A 16,220-nucleotide genomic window follows, 5' to 3' on the forward strand; every position below is an offset into this window, starting at 1 on the left:
CCTCTATTGAGGACATATCCTTCTGGCGGAACAATCAATTTGTCCCCAAGACCCTCCATTGAGGACATATCCTTCTGGCGGAGCGAGTGTTTTGTCCTCAAGCCCCTTCATTAAGGACTATTCCCTCTGGAGAAACGGGTAGTTGTCTGCAATGTAAGTACAATAATAAAAGAAATATCGTATGTAAAAATAGAAAAATCCTTTATCTCAATAATTCGAGGGGCCAAAGCCCCTCATTTTTATTTCAATAAATAGACTCTTGTTTCATATGGTTTAAGAGTGAACTCTTTTCGCAGCTTTTTATCAGCCGATTCATAATTATGAAGGACAAGTTCTGACTTCGAATAAGATACACTAGTTGGAACGTGGAACCTCGTTGATTCATCACTAAAATTATTGATAACGATCGCCCTTTTCCCTCCTAATTTACGGGTATAGACAAACAATTTAGAATGGTTCGCTAATAACAAATCATACGTTCCATACACAAACAAAGGATTTTCTTTGCGTAATTTGACCAGCTTTTTATAGAAGGAAAGTATAGAATCCGGGTCATTCAACTGTGCTTCAACATTAATCTCACGGTAATTTGGATTCACACCCAGCCATGTTTGGTCCGCAGTTGTAAACCCGCCCATGTTTCCGATATCCCATTGCATAGGAGTTCGTGCGTTATCACGGCACTGTTTCCAGATTATTTCCATAATCTCTTGATGAGGACGGCCCTTTGCTATTTCTACCTTATAGAAATTAACCATACCAACATCATCGTAATCTTCGATTGAAGGAAATTGGACGTTGGTCATTCCTATCTCTTGACCTTGATAGATAAACGGAGTCCCCTTCATAAGGAAATACATCGCGCCAAGCATTTTTGCACTTTCTTTCCAATATTTCTTGTCATTTCCCCAGCTTGAAACCCGGCGAGGCTGATCATGATTTTCGATAAATAACGCATTCCAGCCCTTGCCTTCTAATCCTTTTTGCCATTTGGTTAAATTCTTTTTCAAGGCAGTAATGTCGACTTTTCCTTCTGCATTTTTATCCCAAAGGCCTAAAAACTCAAATTGAAAAATCATGTTAAAATAACCGTTTTCTTCGCCGACCCATTTATCGGCGTCATCAAGACCTACACCATTTGCTTCTCCTACCGTCATAATGTCATAGTTTTTTATCGTTTTCTGAGAAAACTCCGTTAACCATTCATCAATGCCGTCCACATTCATCATGTAAGGAAAACAAGGCACAAAATCTAAATTTTCCGGATTTGGCATATCAGGAAAACCTGGTTCTTTTCTGATATGTGAAATCGCATCCACCCGAAAACCATCGATTCCCTTGTCCAGCCACCAGTTCACCATATCGTATAAGGCAATCCGAACATCGGGGTTTTCCCAATTTAAATCAGGCTGTCTCTCAGAAAAAATATGCATGAAATATTCATCAGTAGCTTCATCATATTTCCATGCAGGACCACTGAAAATGGATTCCCAATTATTTGGTTCCTTCCCATCCTTGCCCTCACTCCAAATGTACCAATCCCGTTTTGGATTGTTCTTTGACGAGCGGGACTCAATAAACCAAGGATGCTCATCACTGGTGTGATTAATAACCAAATCAAGAATCAACTTCATTCCACGTCTATGAACTTCTTCAAGCAGTTCATCAAAATCAGCCATTGTCCCGAATTCATACATAATGTCCTGATAATCGGAAATATCGTAGCCATTATCATCATTAGGAGATTTGTACATTGGAGACAGCCAAATGACGTCGATTCCTAAATCCTTTAGGTAGTCCAATTTGGAGGTAACTCCCTTTAAATCCCCAATCCCATCTCCATTGCTATCCATGAAACTCCGGGGATATACCTGATATGCGACACTTTCTTTCCACCACTTTGTATTCATTCTAGCACCTCAATTCCTTGTATTACACCCACCACATCTGTGAAACAGGCTCTTCAATCAAGATAGATTTCAGATTGGATACTGCACGTCTGAACCCTTCTTCTATCGACATAATTGGGTCCTCATGTTCAATACTGACAACATAATCGTATCCATACGTACGAAGTGCACTCATCATGTCAGACCAATCTTTTAAACTATGCCCGCACCCAACAGATCGGAATGTCCATGCCCGCGTTCTTACTTCTCCGTAAGGCTGCATATCCGTTAATCCATACATATTCACATTTTCTTGGTCAATGTATGTGTCTTTCGCATGAAAGTGGTGAATCGCATTTTCTTTTGCTAGAATTTTAATTGCTGCCACTGGGTCAATTCCCTGCCACCATAAATGACTTGGGTCCAAGTTTGCCCCAATTGCATCACAAGTTTGCTCACGAAGTTTTAACAGTGTGTAGGGTGTGTGGACTAAAAAGCCGCCATGTAGCTCGAGTCCAATTTTTACATTGTGCTCCTTTGCATACTGTCCCACTTCTTTCCAGTATGGGATTAATTTTTCTTCCCATTGCCATTTCAGGACATCGCCATATTCATTCGGCCATGGCGTAACCGGCCAATTCGGATATTTGGCACCTTCATGGTCGCCTGCAGTACCAGAAAAACAGTTAACAACCCGTACACCTAAAAGTGATGCAAGTTTAATGGTTTTCAAGAGTGTTTCATGAGAATTCTTGGCAAATGATTCTTCAGGCGAAATTGGATTTCCATGGCAGCTAAAAGCACTGATAATTAGATTTCGTTCCTCAACCATTTGAATGAATTGATTGCGGGCTTCTTCACTCTCTAATAAACCGTCTAAATCACAATGACTGTTTCCCGGATAACAGCCTGTTCCGATTTCAACTGCATGAAGGCCAGCTTCCTTAACGGTATCGAGCATTGCTTCAAAAGATTTTTCCGCAAATAGGACGGTAAAAACGCCTAGTTTCATAACTGATTTCCCCCACTCACATATATTCGATCAATAATCTGTGAAACCTGAAGCGCCTCTTCAGGCTTTACTACCAACTCTTCCATTCCTAGACACGTACGAATAAAATTCTTCGCCTGAGAGAGACCTGGTTCTTCCTCGCCTGGAAGCCAAGCAGCTTCGCTATTTAACAACATTCCATTCTTTGTGGTATAAAGCTCAAATGGAAAAACACTTAATCCGCCGTCTACTCCGGAAATACTGAGATGCTCGGCGTCATCCTTTATATTAGCAGCCCACGATGTTTCAAATAACATCGACGCACCGCTTTCAAATTGAATATAGGCAGTCACATGGTCATCAACATTAAAGGTTTCATGATCAAACGAACCCCATTGATTCACTTGGTTAGGCATTTTACTTAATGTGTTATAAGCGGTGCCTGTCACCGTGGTATGTTTCGGATTCCCCATCAGCCAAAGCGCTAAGTCTAGGAGATGACATCCATAATCAATCAAACTGCCGCCGCCCTGAAGAATTTTGTTGGTAAAGACACCCCATCCGGGAACTTTACGGCGTCTTAGCGCCTGAACCCTTACCACAAGCGGTGTACCTACTTCTTGCATTGCCTTTTTGGCAGCTTGGGCTTCCTTCATAAAACGGTAATGATAGGCAATGGCCAGGACTTTATCTGCTTTTTTAGAAGCTGTGACCATCGCTTCGCATTCCTCCGCAGTTAATGCCATCGGCTTCTCACACAATACATGGACCCCCGCCTCAAAGGCAGCAATCGTGATTTCTGCATGGAATTTATTAGGTGTACAAATACAAACGGCATCAACCTCTGAAAATAGCTCATGATAACTCGCAAACACTTGAGGGATGTTATATATATCAGCAATTTCCTGTGCCCGTTGGATGTTGATATCACTTAAAGCCGTAATTTCACAACTATCATTCAACTGTAGAAAAGCAGGGATATGGCGACCTTGTGCAATACCGCCAACCCCGATGATTCCAATACGTAGTTTTTTCATCGATCTCTCACTCTTACGATTTGTTTTGTTTCATTCGACTCGAGCGCTGCCAAGATAACCTCTAACGATTTCATACCTTCTTCACCTGGTACCGGTGGTTCCTCGTCATGAAGAATACATTCAACAAACTTCTCAATCACATGGGTATTATTTTGACCGCCCTCATCATTTGACTGGATCTTTCCAAGTTGATAATTCACTACTTCACCATTCGCGTATTGAACGACTAATGAATTAGTTGGGTCATCTTCAAGACGAAGAATCGCTTTTTCTCCATAAATAATCGTTGAGTTATCTTCCTTGCTGACATATGCCCAGCTTGCCGCAAGTGTTCCAATGATGCCACTTTCTGTTTTTAGAACACAGACCGCATTATCATCAACATCAGCGAATTCTTTTGCACTTGTTTCTACAAAAGAACCTACTTCTGTAATTTCTTCTCCTAATACATAGCGAAGTAAGTCAGCCTTATGAACTCCTAAATCCCCCATTGCCCCAACAAATGCTTTTTCTTTTTGAAAGAACCAGCCCTCTTTACCTTCAACACTCCAACCTTCTGGACCTCCATGGCCAAATGCTGTACGGAAGCTATAAATCTTTCCGATTTCCCCACTTTGGATCAACTTGCGGGCTTTTTGGTGGGAAGCTACAAACCGTTGATTATGACCTATCATTAACTTCTTGCCGCTTGCTTGTGAAGCTGAAATCATTGCTTCAGCTTCATCCTTTGATGTAGCCATTGGTTTTTCACAAAGAACATGTATACCAGCATTTAACGCTGCAATCGAGATGGGTGCATGAAGATAGTTTGGTGTGCAAACACTGACAGCGTCAACCGAACCACTGTTTAACAACTCTTCATAGCTTGTATATGCATGAACACCATATTTTTCAGCTACTGTATGTGCTCGTTCCTCATTGATATCACAAACAGCAATAAGTTCTACATTCTTATTCGATTTATATTCAGGCAAATGGCGGTGCTGGGCAATGCTGCCACAGCCGATTACTGCTACTCTTAATTTCCCCATGATTTACTTCCCTCCAATTACTTCAAGTGGTTTAGCATTTCCATAGACAGGACGTTCACGCTTTACCGGCTGCGCCCATTTAACTGCATTGCTAATGACACGTTGAATGTCTTTGTTGTGGTAAGTGGGATACGTTTCATGACCCGGACGGAAGTAAAATACCTTTCCATTCCCACGTTTGTAAGTACATCCGCTGCGGAACACTTCCCCTCCTTCAAACCAGCTTGTGAAAATAAGTTCATCTGGCTGCGGGATATCAAAATGCTCTCCATACATTTCTTCTTTTTCTAATTCAATATACTCTGAGATGCCTTCTACAATAGGATGGCTTGGACTTACAACCCAAAGACGTTCTTTTTCGTCTGCTTCCCGCCATTTTAAATCACAGCTTGTTCCCATTAATGTTTTAAAGATTTTTGAGAAGTGACCGGAATGAAGAACAATCAGACCCATGCCGTCGAGGACACGCTGCTGCACCTTTTGAACGATTTCATCCTTTACTTCACCATGGGCTAAATGCCCCCACCAAACTAATACATCAGTATTGTTAAGAACTTCATCCGTTAAGCCATGTTCAGGTTCGTCAAGAGTTGCCGTCTTAATCTCATGGCCATTTCCCTTTAAAAATTCTGCAATCGTACCGTGAATCCCGTTCGGGTATATATCTCTTACAACTGGATTTTTTTGCTCGTGACGGTTTTCATTCCATACTGTTACTTTAACCATAATTACCAACTCCCATTTCCATTTACTTTATCTATTATTCTAAATGATTAGCCAATTAATGAAACGGCTTACATTGACACATAGGGTGTAAAATATTGAACTCGGGTAACTTAATTTATTTCACTGACTTTAAATAATTCATGCTGATTTCAATGCTTTCAAAAGGTGAACGACGACAAACATCCTGCTCAACCACCCACCACTGTACTCCATTTTCCTTTCCTTTATGTAGCACGGATTCAATATCTACCCCGCCTGTTCCAAGCTCCGCAAAATATTGTTCCCCATTAGTAGTCATGTCCTTTAAATGAATAAGGGGTGTTCGTTTTTTGTATCGTTCCATCCACTCTACAGGATTTTCACCCGCTTTTGTCAGCCAATAAACATCTAGCTCTGTCTTTACATTAATAGAGTGCGTTTTTTCGAAAATGGCTTCGAGTATCGTTTTGCCATTGGATAACCGTTGCAATTCAAAATCATGGTTATGATAGCAAAGGGTGATGCCTTCCCGACGGCAGGTTTCACCAGCTTGTTCTAAAAATAAAGTAAGTGCTTTATAGTCCTGTAAACTGCGGCGATTTGGATGTAAATACGGGCAGACCACATAACTACTTCCTAATATCTTCTGATCTTCAATGACTTGATACAAATTATTTTCCATTTCCTCTAGCGGCACGTGACTAGATGCTGCTCTCAGGCCAAACCCATCCAATAATGCTCTTACTTCTTTTGCAGTTAATCCGCCATACCCTGCAAATTCAACACCATCAAAGCCAAGCTTAGCTACTTTTTTTAACGTTCCAGTAAAATCTTGGGCACTTTCTTCCCGCAATGTGTACATTTGGACAGCTATTGGAATGTTTTTCATCCTTAACCCCTTTTCTAAAAACCTTCCTTATTTGATTACATCTTACAGAGTGTTACAGCAATTAAATATAGATGATATAATCAAAACATCCACTATTTTGCTATTTTATAAAAGAAGAGGAATGTTTATGACAACGAACATATTATTTTGCGGCTATTCGTATCACACAAATGGATATCATTCACAGCATAAATCAGGCTACCCCTCTTATCTTTTTCGGCTGCAAACTGAAGGAGTTTGTGAAGTGGTCGTGAAGGGTAAAAAAATGGAGATTGAAAAAGGAGACCTTCTGCTCATAAAACCAGGGGATCACTATGAACTTCTAGTAAATGAGGACCAAAAAAGCGGTGACTATCATTTAGTCTGCGAAGGCACATGGGTAGATGAATGGTGGAACCGTTCCGAAAAGCCGGATGTCTCCAGAATCAATTTGGATGATAATCTGCTGGTTCTATGGCGCCATATCATGATTGAAAAACGTCGTCCCGCCACAAGCCAAAACGAAGAGCTCACAAGCTATTTGCTGCGAGCCCTCTGCTTAACTTTAGAACGAGCCATTAATGAAACCGTACCTTCCTTCAACGTTCCCTATACGGTGACAAGGATGTTGCGATACATAGAAGAACATGCTACTACCGCCTTTAAAGTTGAGGATGTGGCTAAGCATGCTGGTCTTAGCATCTCTCGGTCCGTACATCTTTTCAAAAGCAGCGTTGGAAAAACGATGATTGAATATGCACTTGAAATCCGTTTATCCGCTGCAATTGACCGAATGAAATACACATCCTTGACACTTGAGCAAATTGCCGAAGACTGCGGCTTCGGCAGCTATCCTTATTTTCATAGAGTATTTCATAAAAGCTTTGGCGTTGCTCCAGGGGTTTACAGACGTCAGGAATACTAGAAAAAAGAGGGTTGGAAGCTCTCCCTCTTTTGGTGATAGTTTGTCCTATTTTCTCGGATCTACATAATCAGGATAATCGGTAATAATACCGTCCACATTCATATCTAAAAGGAAATCAGCCGCTTCTTGGCTCCGAACTGTCCAAGATTGGATTTTCATTCCAAGCGAGTGCACTTGATCAACCAATTCTTTTGATACGATACCGTAGCTTGGGTTAAAGTAATCAGCATACGTTGCAAATTCTTTCAAAGCTTGTTCGGTTGTGTGCGCTCTATTGGATGTAAGAACACCAATCGGCACTTTCGGTAAGAGGCTGTTCGTTAACTTCATAGATTCAAAGTTAAAAGATTGAATGATGATTTTTTCATTTTGCGGCTTATCTAGATTTCTCTCAATTAATTTTCGGGCTACTTGTTCTTCAATGCCAGGATAAAGCTCAGGTGATTTTAATTCTATTAAAATACCAACTCTTCCATGGTAACGATCAAGAATTTCATCGAATGTAGGAATTCTCTCACCTGTAAATTGTTCGCCCTTCCAGCTTCCTGCATCAAGACTTCTAATCTGTTCAAGGGTTAAGTCCTTCACAGCTCCCGTACCATCTGTTGTTCTGTCAACCGTATTATCATGAATGATAACCAATTCCCCGTCCTTGCTTCGCTGGACATCAATTTCAATATAATCAGCTTTCATTTCGACGCCTTTATCAAAAGCGGCAATCGTATTTTCCGGTGCATAACCTGTTGCACCACGGTGAGCAACATTGTCCACTTTTCGTAACTCCCCAGTTGTTTCTGCTGCAAATACCTGTTGAAAAGGACTAAATAATAAACTAAAAGCCAGACCTGCTCCAATTACAAATGTTTTTTTCATTTTTACTCCATCTCCCTTTTATTTGTGTGTTCCTACAAATAAAATTTTACGGAGGAATTGTTTAGCCCATATGTAGTTACGTTATAGACTTCGTTAAAGTCATGTAAATAAACCTAGTGAATTATTCATACATTAATTTACAAAAAGTTCGTTCTTTTTCCTATTGCAAAAAAAATAAGCAGAGGAGGCCTATTTCTCTGCTTATCACTGTTTCACATATTCGGCTCGATATTCATTCGGTGTAATTCCCTCCACCTTCTTAAATACTTTCCGAAAATACTTATCATCTTGATAACCAATCATATTCGCAATCTCATAGATCTTTAACTGACTATTCTTCAATAAAGATTTTGCCTTTTCCATTCTAATTCTCACGATATAGTCTGAGATGTTCTCATTAAATTCCTGTTTAAATTTCCTTGAGATATATTCTCTGCTGATATAGAAATGGTCTGAAATCTCTTGCAGCTTAACATCCCGGTCAAAATTTTCCTGAAGGTACTTTTCAATATCCATAATGATATTATTATTTTTTTGCAGTGTGCTTTTCTTTACCTTTTTCAAAAAAACGGCAATTTCACGTTTTTTTCTCTCTTTATACTCTTTTAGTCTAAACGTACCGTTTGAATCGAAAAATAAATCAATCCGAGATTCAATATCTTCTGGTGCCTTAAATGGAAGATGGTAATGCTTAAACCACTTATGGCTGATGACCATATACTCATTTTCTAAATTTATCACTTGTCTTACCGATAAATATCCGTTTTCTGTAATATCCTTTTCAATTTGCTCCATTAATTCTTCAAAAGCTCCGATTTCTCCAGTTTGGACCGCCAGTTCTATGTCGGAAGAATATGCAATCAAACTCTTCAAGGATGGAGTTTCCTCTTTATCAGACATGTAAACTCTACTTTCACTTTCTGTCAGGATATTTCTATTCCATAAAATCTTTTTGGCACGCTGATAAGAATCCATTAACTTAGTACTATTATTTACAGCTGTCCCAGCAGCAATGGGACAAGAAATATCTAACGTATTTTTTAGCGTTTTATATATACGTACTAGTATCTCTTCTACTAGTTCCAACTTGTCCCAAAAAACCAATAGTATTTGACCCTTTTGGGATACGTATCGAAAACCAATCCCACACCCGGTTTCCTTCATGATTTCATTAATTACATTCAAAATGGTAAAGTAGGCTAAATCTCGATCTCCTTGAAATACCTCGATTGTTTTGCCGTTAACTCGGACTAGAGCAGCGATATAATCCCGGGACTGTTTTAACCAGCCGAATTCTTCATATAAATCTTTTTGAATGCTGTCACTGTTTACTAGCTGAGTGAGTTTGCGATCTCGGTAAACAGGTGTCATTTCATTAATCAGCAGTGAGCTAGTTTCTTTTTTCTGCCTGTCAACTTCTTCTCTTTTCCATTCATTCACCGCTTTTTCCAATGTTTGATTTAAATTTTCCGGTTCAATTGGCTTTAATAGATAATCCGAACTGCCGAAATGAATCGCTTTTCTCATGTAATGATAATCATCGTAACCTGTCACCACAATCGTTTTACTGTTTGGATGATTTTCTTTAATCCACTCCAAAAGCTGCGTTCCATCCATTTTTGGCATTTTCATATCTGAAAAAATGACCTCAGGCCGGATGGTTTGGATAAGCTGGATCGCTTCTTCACCGTTTCCTGCCTCAAATATTTCTCGGATTCCATTTTTCTCCCAATCAGCTAGTATCTTAATTCCGTCTCGAACATGTTTTTCATCATCAACAATTAACGCCTTCACGAATGTTCCACCTCTTTCGGTATTACATTTGGCATTACGATGGTAACGGTAAATCCACCTTCTTCATTGCGGTCCACTAAAAGGTTCGCCTGATTATGATAATAAATCTTCAAGCGATCATAAATATTTTTTAACCCGATTGCTTCTCTTTGCTTATTGTCTTCTTTCAGGATACCAGCGTACAGTTCCTGGCGGATTTTTTCTAGCTGTTCTTGATTTGGACCCAATCCATTATCCTTCACACTGATTTTGACTCTATTGTCATTCTCAAAGAACGCCTCAATTTGTATCCGCGCTTCTTCTACGTGCTGGTCAAAGCCATGCTTAAAACAGTTCTCTACCAACGGCTGTAAAATCATTTTCGGAATATGAATCTCCTTGACTTCTTCTTGGATATTTAATTCAAATTCAAACTGCTCGTCAAATCGCTGCTTCTGTAAGGATAGGTAGGATTTCACATGGTTCAGCTCTGCTGCAAACGGAACAATGTCGTCCTTCATATTCATACTGTATCTCATGATCGTAGATAACGATGTTAGTAATGAATACACCGGAACTGCATTTAGCTTTAGTGCCAATGTACCAATAGACTGAAAGGCGTTGTAAAGGAAATGCGGATTAATTTGTGATTGCAATACTCGGAGCTGTGAAGCTTTATTTTCTATCTCCAATTTATACTCACTCTCAATCAACTCATCTATTTTAGCAATCATGAGTTTAAAATGCCTTCCCAACATGCCAATTTCATCGGTTCCGAGTGTATCGAAATCAGCCTTAAATTCGCCTTTCTCGACCTTTTTCATATTGCTAATTAACACTTTTATAGGCGCCGTCAGCTTAAAAGAAACAAACATGGTCCCCAGCAGCGCAAATATAAGTGTTGCCAATCCAATTAAAATGTTGATTAGTGCCGTTTCTCTTGCTCCTTGATAAAGGACATCATAAGGGATTCGTTTCACAATAGACCAATCCTTAAACGATCCGCTAAATTCATCATGAATGATAACGCCCGAAAACAGTTCATCCTTCCACTCAAGACTTTTCCCGCCTTCTGGCTCATTCCTCACTTGCTTAAACCATTTTTCATTATTTTGTTTTCCAATTTCATCTTCATTGGAAGAAAAAATAATCATTCCCTTATCATCCATTATATAAAGGTCTTCCACGTCTTTCGTATATAATCGACCGGCAATGGCACTAATTTTAGAAAGATTGATATCGATCGATAAAAATCCTAAAACATCCGCTAAAGGAACATCCCGAATTACATTATGGAAGCTTAATACATTCACCCTTTGAGAATTAGGAATAACGGAAACATTGTTATAGCTATAAATCTCATGCGGCGGCTCAATAAGAGAATAACCTTCAATGGTGGTTAACCGTCTATAGTAGGGGTGTGAAAATACATTCTCATACTTTGCTCTGCCGCTGATTCTAGAATGGTAGATGGTGTAGGATTCCTGTTCTTCATGAATATATAGATGCATTTGTTCAATTTCAGGTCGTGTATTAAATAAATAAGCAAGTGCCCTGCGGACTTCTTCTTGATTAACAACAAAGTCGGATGACACCCCATTTCTCATCACGTTAATAAAAGGGGTGTACCGATATAAGACCGAAGACATTTGGGCAACATCGTTCAAGTAACCCGCCAGTTCTTCCTGCCCTTTTGAAATCAACTCATGGTTTGTTGAGACAGCACGGTCATTAAGTGATTTCGTTGTATAAAAATAAGTAACAGTGATGGCTGTCCCAAATGGCAGAACCGTTGCCAACAGTAAAAAGATAATTAGCTTTTTTCGAATACCCCATCTCATTTCATTGCGGTTACGAACCTTACCCCCTTGCGTCATTTTTTAGAACATTGTAGCACAACTTTGAATGTCCTTTAATAGGACAACTTTTTGACCTGTTCAATATTTTCCACCCTATTGGTCAATGTAAGCCGTTTCAGAATTTTTTGCAACCATTAAAATAAGGTTATGGAGGTGCAGGGAATGAATAATGAAAGTAAGCTGGATACAGTTAAGGGTTCAGTCCTCACAAATCAAAAAAGCACGAAAGTTTCTCCGTCTGTTTCTTTTCTGAATAAGAAGAAATGGAAGGAAGCTGGGTTATTTACCCTATTTGTAGGACCAGTCCTATTAGCTTTTATCCTAATTGTTTTAATCCCCTTCTTTACAGGTATTTATTATGCATTTACCGATTGGAACGGGGTAACAGGATCCGTCAAATGGGTGGGACTCGATAATTTTAAATACTTATTTACAGAGGACAAGCAATTTCAACAGTCCTTCATTCTTACAACAAAATACACAGTTGTAGCCATCATCTTAACAAACCTAATCGGATTTGGATTAGCCTTACTGGTAGCTCAGAAATTGAAAACTAAAAATTTCTTACGTACCGTTTTCTTCATGCCGAACTTAATAGGCGGATTAATTCTAGGATTTATCTGGCAGTTTATTTTTGTAAAAGGATTTGTTTCGATCGGTCAGCTAACCGGAATTCCTCTATTTGAACTTGCATGGTTAGGAGATGCAAAGACAGCGTTTTGGGGAATCGTCATTGTCAGTGTTTGGCAGGGTGCAGGTTACATTATGATTATCTATATTGCTGCCCTGCAGAACGTACCGCAGGAATTAATTGAAGCAGCAAAAATTGATGGAGCGAATCGATTTCAAGTCCTTCGTCATATTACAATGCCGCTTGTTGCACCAGCCGTTACGATTTGTTTATTTTTAACCACCGCCTCATCCTTTAAAGTCTTTGATGCAAACCTGTCATTGACAAACGGCGGTCCATTTAAATCAACAGAAATGCTGGCGCTTAACATTTATACAGAAGCATTCGTTAATAACCGATATGGTATCGGTGAAGCAAAGGCTTTAATTTTCTTCATTGTCGTAGCAGCGATTACCGTCCTTCAAGTTACGATTTCAAAGAAAAGGGAGGTTGAATCCTAATGGGAAACAGGTATACATGGAGAACATCAATTGTTGAAATCCTTGCCATCCTGCTCGGTCTAGTCTTTTTAGTCCCATTTTATTATGTGCTTTCAAACTCCTTGAAACCATTTGCAGAAATTCTAACCAACACATCAGCCCTGCCAAAAGTGTTGATGTTTGATAACTATGTTAACGCATTCGAAAAATTAAATTTTCTAACTGTATTTAAAAACTCACTAATCGTTACCATTGGCAGTAATATCGTTCTCGTAATCTTTTGTTCGATGGCTGCATACATGCTCGTTCGAACCAAAAAGAAAATCAGCAATATCATTTTCATGACATTTGTCGCAGCGATGATTATTCCGTTCCAATCAATTATGATACCGCTTATTAAAACGGCTGGAACCCTGGGACTTTTAAACAGCATGTGGGGACTTGTCTTCATGTACCTTGGGTTTGGGTCCGGAATGACCATCTTCTTATATCACGGTTTTATCAAAGGAATTCCTTTAGAGCTTGAAGAAGCAGCGATTATCGATGGCTGTACACGGTTTGGCGTATTCTGGAGAATTGTTTTTCCACTATTAAAACCCATTACGGTCACCATCGTTATCTTAAACAGCTTATGGATATGGAATGACTTCTTATTACCATCATTAGTGCTTCAGGATCCAGAGTTAAGAACGATTCCATTGGCAACTTTCTTCTTCTTTGGGCAATATACAAAACAATGGGATCTAGCACTTGCAGCATTAGTTATTGGAATTATTCCATTATTAATCTTCTTCTTCACCATGCAAAAACACATTATCCAAGGTATTACCAGCGGATCAATCAAGTAATTTTTCAGGGGAACACACTCTGCTGCCTTTTGTACAAGACAGCAGAGATTTAAAAATATATACTTATCATTCTAGGGGGAAAACCAAATGGCATTCAAAAAGTATTCAATCGTTGCAGGTGTACTATCCGCTTCACTTCTATTAGGCGCATGTTCTAGTGACAGTACATCTGGAGATAAAAAAAGCAGCGGTGGCAAGGACGATAAAGTAGTTGTTGATATCTTCCAAGGGAAAGTTGAAATCGCCGACCAATTGAAAGCGTTAACAGATGAATATACAAAACAAAATCCAAACGTGACTTTTAACATAGAAACAGTAGGCGGCGGTGCAGATGGTGCTGCAGCTCTTAAAGCAAAATTTGCATCTAACCAAGCACCGGATATTTTTACAAATGGCGGTGACCAGGAAGCTCTAGTGTGGAAGGATAAATTTGAAGATTTATCTGACCAGCCTTGGATTAAGGATGCCTTTGAAGGTACTTTAGACGGTATGACCCTTGATGGTAAAGTTTACGGCATGCCATTTAATATGGAAGGGTACGGTTTTGCTTATAATAAGAAGTTATTTGAAAAAGCTGGGATTACAGAACTCCCAAAGACATACTCTGAGTTAGAGGCAGCAGCGAAAAAGCTTAAAGACGCAGGCATTACGCCATTCTCAATCGGTTATGCTGAGTGGTGGGTATTAGCAAACCACGGTATGAATGTACCATTTGCATACCAGGCGGATCCAGATGCTTTTATTAAAGGTTTAAATGAAGGTACAGCTAAAATCGAAGGCAATAAAGAATTTGATAACTTCTTTAAGCTATTAGATTTAACCATGAAATATGGTAACAAAAATCCATTAACAACTGACTATAACACTCAAGTTACATTATTTGCTACAGGTGAAGCAGCCATGATTCAGCAAGGTAACTGGATTCAGCCAATGCTTGATAAATTAGATCCAAACTTAGAAGTTGGTTTCATTCCGTTAGCACTTAGCGATGATCCAGCTCAATCTGATAAATTAATGATTGATGTTCCTAGTAACTGGGTTGTTTACAACAAAGCACCAGAAGCTGACAAAGAAGCAGCAAAAGATTTCTTAAATTGGATGGTTACATCTGAAGAAGGTAAAACAGCACTAACGAAAGAATTTAAGTACATCCCAGCCTTTAAAACGATTGACGCTAATCCTGAAGATATCGGTGCTCTAGGGGCAGACCTTCTTAAATATTCTAAAGAAGGAAAAGCATATCAATGGCAGTTCATGAAGTATCCTGATGGAGCAGGCCAGGAATTTGGTGCAACTCTTCAAGCATATGTAGGCGGTCAAAAGTCTAAAGAAGAAGCCATGAAAGCACTTGATGCAACATGGGCTAAGTTGAAAAAATAAAAGTATAAAGAAAAGCACATCATTTGAGTCTGATGTGCTTTTTTATTCTAACTGTCCGTAACTACGTTTAGCTATCCGCTACTAAATTTAGCAAACTTTAAGGGGGTATTTTTATTTATAACTTAAATGGAAATGTAGCATTAATCACTGGTGTAAGTCATGAAAAAGGAATTGGAGCAGCTATCTGCCATAAATTAGCTTCAAATGGGGCTGATATATTCTTTTCTCATTGGGGTTCAGACAGCAATTGGGTTAAAGAGTTTGAGGGCCGTATTAGAGAATATGGTGTTCGTTGTGGTAGTTTAGAAATTGATTTGGCTGATCCGGGGACACCAGTTAATATACTGGAGGCTGTCACTGCTGAAATGGGGCTGCCTGCTATTCTAGTTAATAATGCTGCTCATTCATTTAGAGATGGATATATGAATTTAGACGCAAAGACCCTAGATGACCATTATGCTGTTAATATGAGAGCTACTTTCCTATTATCTGTTGAGTTTGCACGGCGGTTTAGACAAACCCCAATTCCTGCAGGCAGGATCATTAACCTTACATCCGGCCAAGCCCTTGGTCCCATGCCTGGTGAATTAGCATATGCCGCAACGAAGGGGGCTATTTCAGCTTTTACACTTTCCTTATCTGTGGAACTTGCTCCTCTTGGTATTACAGTGAATGCTGTAAATCCTGGTCCTACGGATACTGGATGGATGAATGAGGTTATAAAGAAAGAAATATTACCGAAGTTTCCATTTGGTCGTATTGGAATGCCTGAAGATGCTGCTCGCCTCGTTGCATTTCTTGCCAGCGAGGAAGCTGAGTGGATTACTGGGCAGGTATTGAATTCTGAAGGTGGATTTCTTAGGGGATGAGTCTGGATTAAAGGATGGATTTAAAATACTAGTTTTATCTTACCTGCCAAAATGAATTCTTT

14 protein-coding genes are annotated in these 16,220 nt (G+C 39.4%); 5 read left to right on the forward strand and 9 right to left on the reverse strand.

Annotation, left to right across the window (positions count from 1 at the left end; all coding sequences use genetic code 11):
- Positions 1–239: 239 nt before the first annotated feature.
- The 6 genes from BANA01_RS27605 to BANA01_RS27630 all read right to left on the reverse strand — a co-directional run bounded on the left by BANA01_RS27605 (position 240) and on the right by BANA01_RS27630 (position 6,542).
- Positions 240–1,910, reverse strand: coding sequence for a glycoside hydrolase family 13 protein (locus BANA01_RS27605; RefSeq protein ID WP_063255512.1), 1,671 nt, complete (start codon positions 1,908–1,910; stop codon positions 240–242).
- Between the two features lie 22 nt (positions 1,911–1,932).
- Complete coding sequence (locus BANA01_RS27610) at positions 1,933–2,901, reverse strand: sugar phosphate isomerase/epimerase family protein (protein WP_063255513.1); 969 nt, start codon at positions 2,899–2,901, stop codon at positions 1,933–1,935.
- Positions 2,898–3,917: a Gfo/Idh/MocA family protein gene (locus BANA01_RS27615; protein ID WP_063255514.1), complete on the reverse strand. Its 1,020-nt coding sequence runs from the start codon at positions 3,915–3,917 to the stop codon at positions 2,898–2,900. The genes BANA01_RS27610 and BANA01_RS27615 overlap by 4 nt, the downstream gene beginning before the upstream one ends.
- The gene (locus tag BANA01_RS27620; RefSeq protein ID WP_063255515.1) at positions 3,914–4,948 is read right to left on the reverse strand and encodes a Gfo/Idh/MocA family protein; all 1,035 of its coding nucleotides are present in this window, start codon (positions 4,946–4,948) and stop codon (positions 3,914–3,916) included. The genes BANA01_RS27615 and BANA01_RS27620 overlap by 4 nt, the downstream gene beginning before the upstream one ends.
- Positions 4,949–4,951: 3 nt before the next feature.
- The gene (locus tag BANA01_RS27625; RefSeq protein ID WP_063255516.1) at positions 4,952–5,674 is read right to left on the reverse strand and encodes a ThuA domain-containing protein; all 723 of its coding nucleotides are present in this window, start codon (positions 5,672–5,674) and stop codon (positions 4,952–4,954) included.
- A 115-nt stretch (positions 5,675–5,789) separates the two neighbouring features.
- Entirely contained in the window at positions 5,790–6,542 is a 753-nt protein-coding gene (locus tag BANA01_RS27630; protein WP_063255517.1) for a sugar phosphate isomerase/epimerase family protein, read from the reverse strand.
- A 127-nt stretch (positions 6,543–6,669) separates the two neighbouring features.
- Here BANA01_RS27630 and BANA01_RS27635 point away from each other — a divergent pair, with 127 nt between their 5' ends.
- Positions 6,670–7,446, forward strand: a complete 777-nt coding sequence (locus BANA01_RS27635; RefSeq protein ID WP_063255518.1) for an AraC family transcriptional regulator — start codon at positions 6,670–6,672, stop codon at positions 7,444–7,446.
- A gap of 45 nt (positions 7,447–7,491) precedes the next feature.
- Here the strand turns inward: BANA01_RS27635 and BANA01_RS27640 are convergent, their stop codons facing one another.
- The 3 genes from BANA01_RS27640 to BANA01_RS27650 all read right to left on the reverse strand — a co-directional run bounded on the left by BANA01_RS27640 (position 7,492) and on the right by BANA01_RS27650 (position 11,969).
- On the reverse strand, positions 7,492–8,319 hold the full coding sequence (locus tag BANA01_RS27640; protein ID WP_063255519.1) for a glycerophosphodiester phosphodiesterase: 828 nt from the start codon (positions 8,317–8,319) through the stop codon (positions 7,492–7,494).
- 204 nt (positions 8,320–8,523) lie between these two features.
- Positions 8,524–10,113: a response regulator transcription factor gene (locus BANA01_RS27645; RefSeq protein ID WP_063255520.1), complete on the reverse strand. Its 1,590-nt coding sequence runs from the start codon at positions 10,111–10,113 to the stop codon at positions 8,524–8,526.
- The gene (locus tag BANA01_RS27650) at positions 10,110–11,969 is read right to left on the reverse strand and encodes a sensor histidine kinase (RefSeq protein ID WP_235847258.1); all 1,860 of its coding nucleotides are present in this window, start codon (positions 11,967–11,969) and stop codon (positions 10,110–10,112) included. Before BANA01_RS27650 ends, BANA01_RS27645 begins: the two co-directional genes overlap by 4 nt.
- A gap of 144 nt (positions 11,970–12,113) precedes the next feature.
- Between BANA01_RS27650 and BANA01_RS27655 the strand changes: the two genes are divergently transcribed.
- The 4 genes from BANA01_RS27655 to BANA01_RS27670 all read left to right on the forward strand — a co-directional run bounded on the left by BANA01_RS27655 (position 12,114) and on the right by BANA01_RS27670 (position 16,158).
- A complete protein-coding gene (locus BANA01_RS27655) occupies positions 12,114–13,082 on the forward strand; it encodes a carbohydrate ABC transporter permease (protein ID WP_063255522.1) in 969 nt (322 codons plus the stop codon).
- Positions 13,082–13,909: a carbohydrate ABC transporter permease gene (locus BANA01_RS27660; protein WP_063255523.1), complete on the forward strand. Its 828-nt coding sequence runs from the start codon at positions 13,082–13,084 to the stop codon at positions 13,907–13,909. The genes BANA01_RS27655 and BANA01_RS27660 overlap by 1 nt, the downstream gene beginning before the upstream one ends.
- A gap of 87 nt (positions 13,910–13,996) precedes the next feature.
- Positions 13,997–15,289 carry an ABC transporter substrate-binding protein gene (locus tag BANA01_RS27665; protein WP_063255524.1) on the forward strand — a complete coding sequence of 431 codons (1,293 nt, stop codon included), beginning with the start codon at positions 13,997–13,999 and terminating at the stop codon, positions 15,287–15,289.
- Between the two features lie 113 nt (positions 15,290–15,402).
- Positions 15,403–16,158: an SDR family oxidoreductase gene (locus BANA01_RS27670; RefSeq protein WP_063255525.1), complete on the forward strand. Its 756-nt coding sequence runs from the start codon at positions 15,403–15,405 to the stop codon at positions 16,156–16,158.
- Positions 16,159–16,220: the final 62 nt, after the last annotated feature.

This window comes from Neobacillus niacini NBRC 15566 (assembly GCF_001591505.1).
Taxonomy (GTDB): domain Bacteria; phylum Bacillota; class Bacilli; order Bacillales; family Cytobacillaceae; genus Neobacillus; species Neobacillus niacini.

Bases quoted from the DNA above. Each gene is read 5' to 3' on its own strand.
- BANA01_RS27605 (WP_063255512.1), bottom strand. From the start codon at position 1,910: ATGAATACAAAGTGGTGGAAAGAAAGTGTCGCATATCAGGTATATCCC.
- BANA01_RS27610 (WP_063255513.1), bottom strand. From the start codon at position 2,901: ATGAAACTAGGCGTTTTTACCGTCCTATTTGCGGAAAAATCTTTTGAA.
- BANA01_RS27615 (WP_063255514.1), bottom strand. From the start codon at position 3,917: ATGAAAAAACTACGTATTGGAATCATCGGGGTTGGCGGTATTGCACAA.
- BANA01_RS27620 (WP_063255515.1), bottom strand. From the start codon at position 4,948: ATGGGGAAATTAAGAGTAGCAGTAATCGGCTGTGGCAGCATTGCCCAG.
- BANA01_RS27625 (WP_063255516.1), bottom strand. From the start codon at position 5,674: ATGGTTAAAGTAACAGTATGGAATGAAAACCGTCACGAGCAAAAAAAT.
- BANA01_RS27630 (WP_063255517.1), bottom strand. From the start codon at position 6,542: ATGAAAAACATTCCAATAGCTGTCCAAATGTACACATTGCGGGAAGAA.
- BANA01_RS27635 (WP_063255518.1), top strand. From the start codon at position 6,670: ATGACAACGAACATATTATTTTGCGGCTATTCGTATCACACAAATGGA.
- BANA01_RS27640 (WP_063255519.1), bottom strand. From the start codon at position 8,319: ATGAAAAAAACATTTGTAATTGGAGCAGGTCTGGCTTTTAGTTTATTA.
- BANA01_RS27650 (WP_235847258.1), bottom strand. From the start codon at position 11,969: ATGACGCAAGGGGGTAAGGTTCGTAACCGCAATGAAATGAGATGGGGT.
- BANA01_RS27655 (WP_063255522.1), top strand. From the start codon at position 12,114: ATGAATAATGAAAGTAAGCTGGATACAGTTAAGGGTTCAGTCCTCACA.
- BANA01_RS27660 (WP_063255523.1), top strand. From the start codon at position 13,082: ATGGGAAACAGGTATACATGGAGAACATCAATTGTTGAAATCCTTGCC.
- BANA01_RS27665 (WP_063255524.1), top strand. From the start codon at position 13,997: ATGGCATTCAAAAAGTATTCAATCGTTGCAGGTGTACTATCCGCTTCA.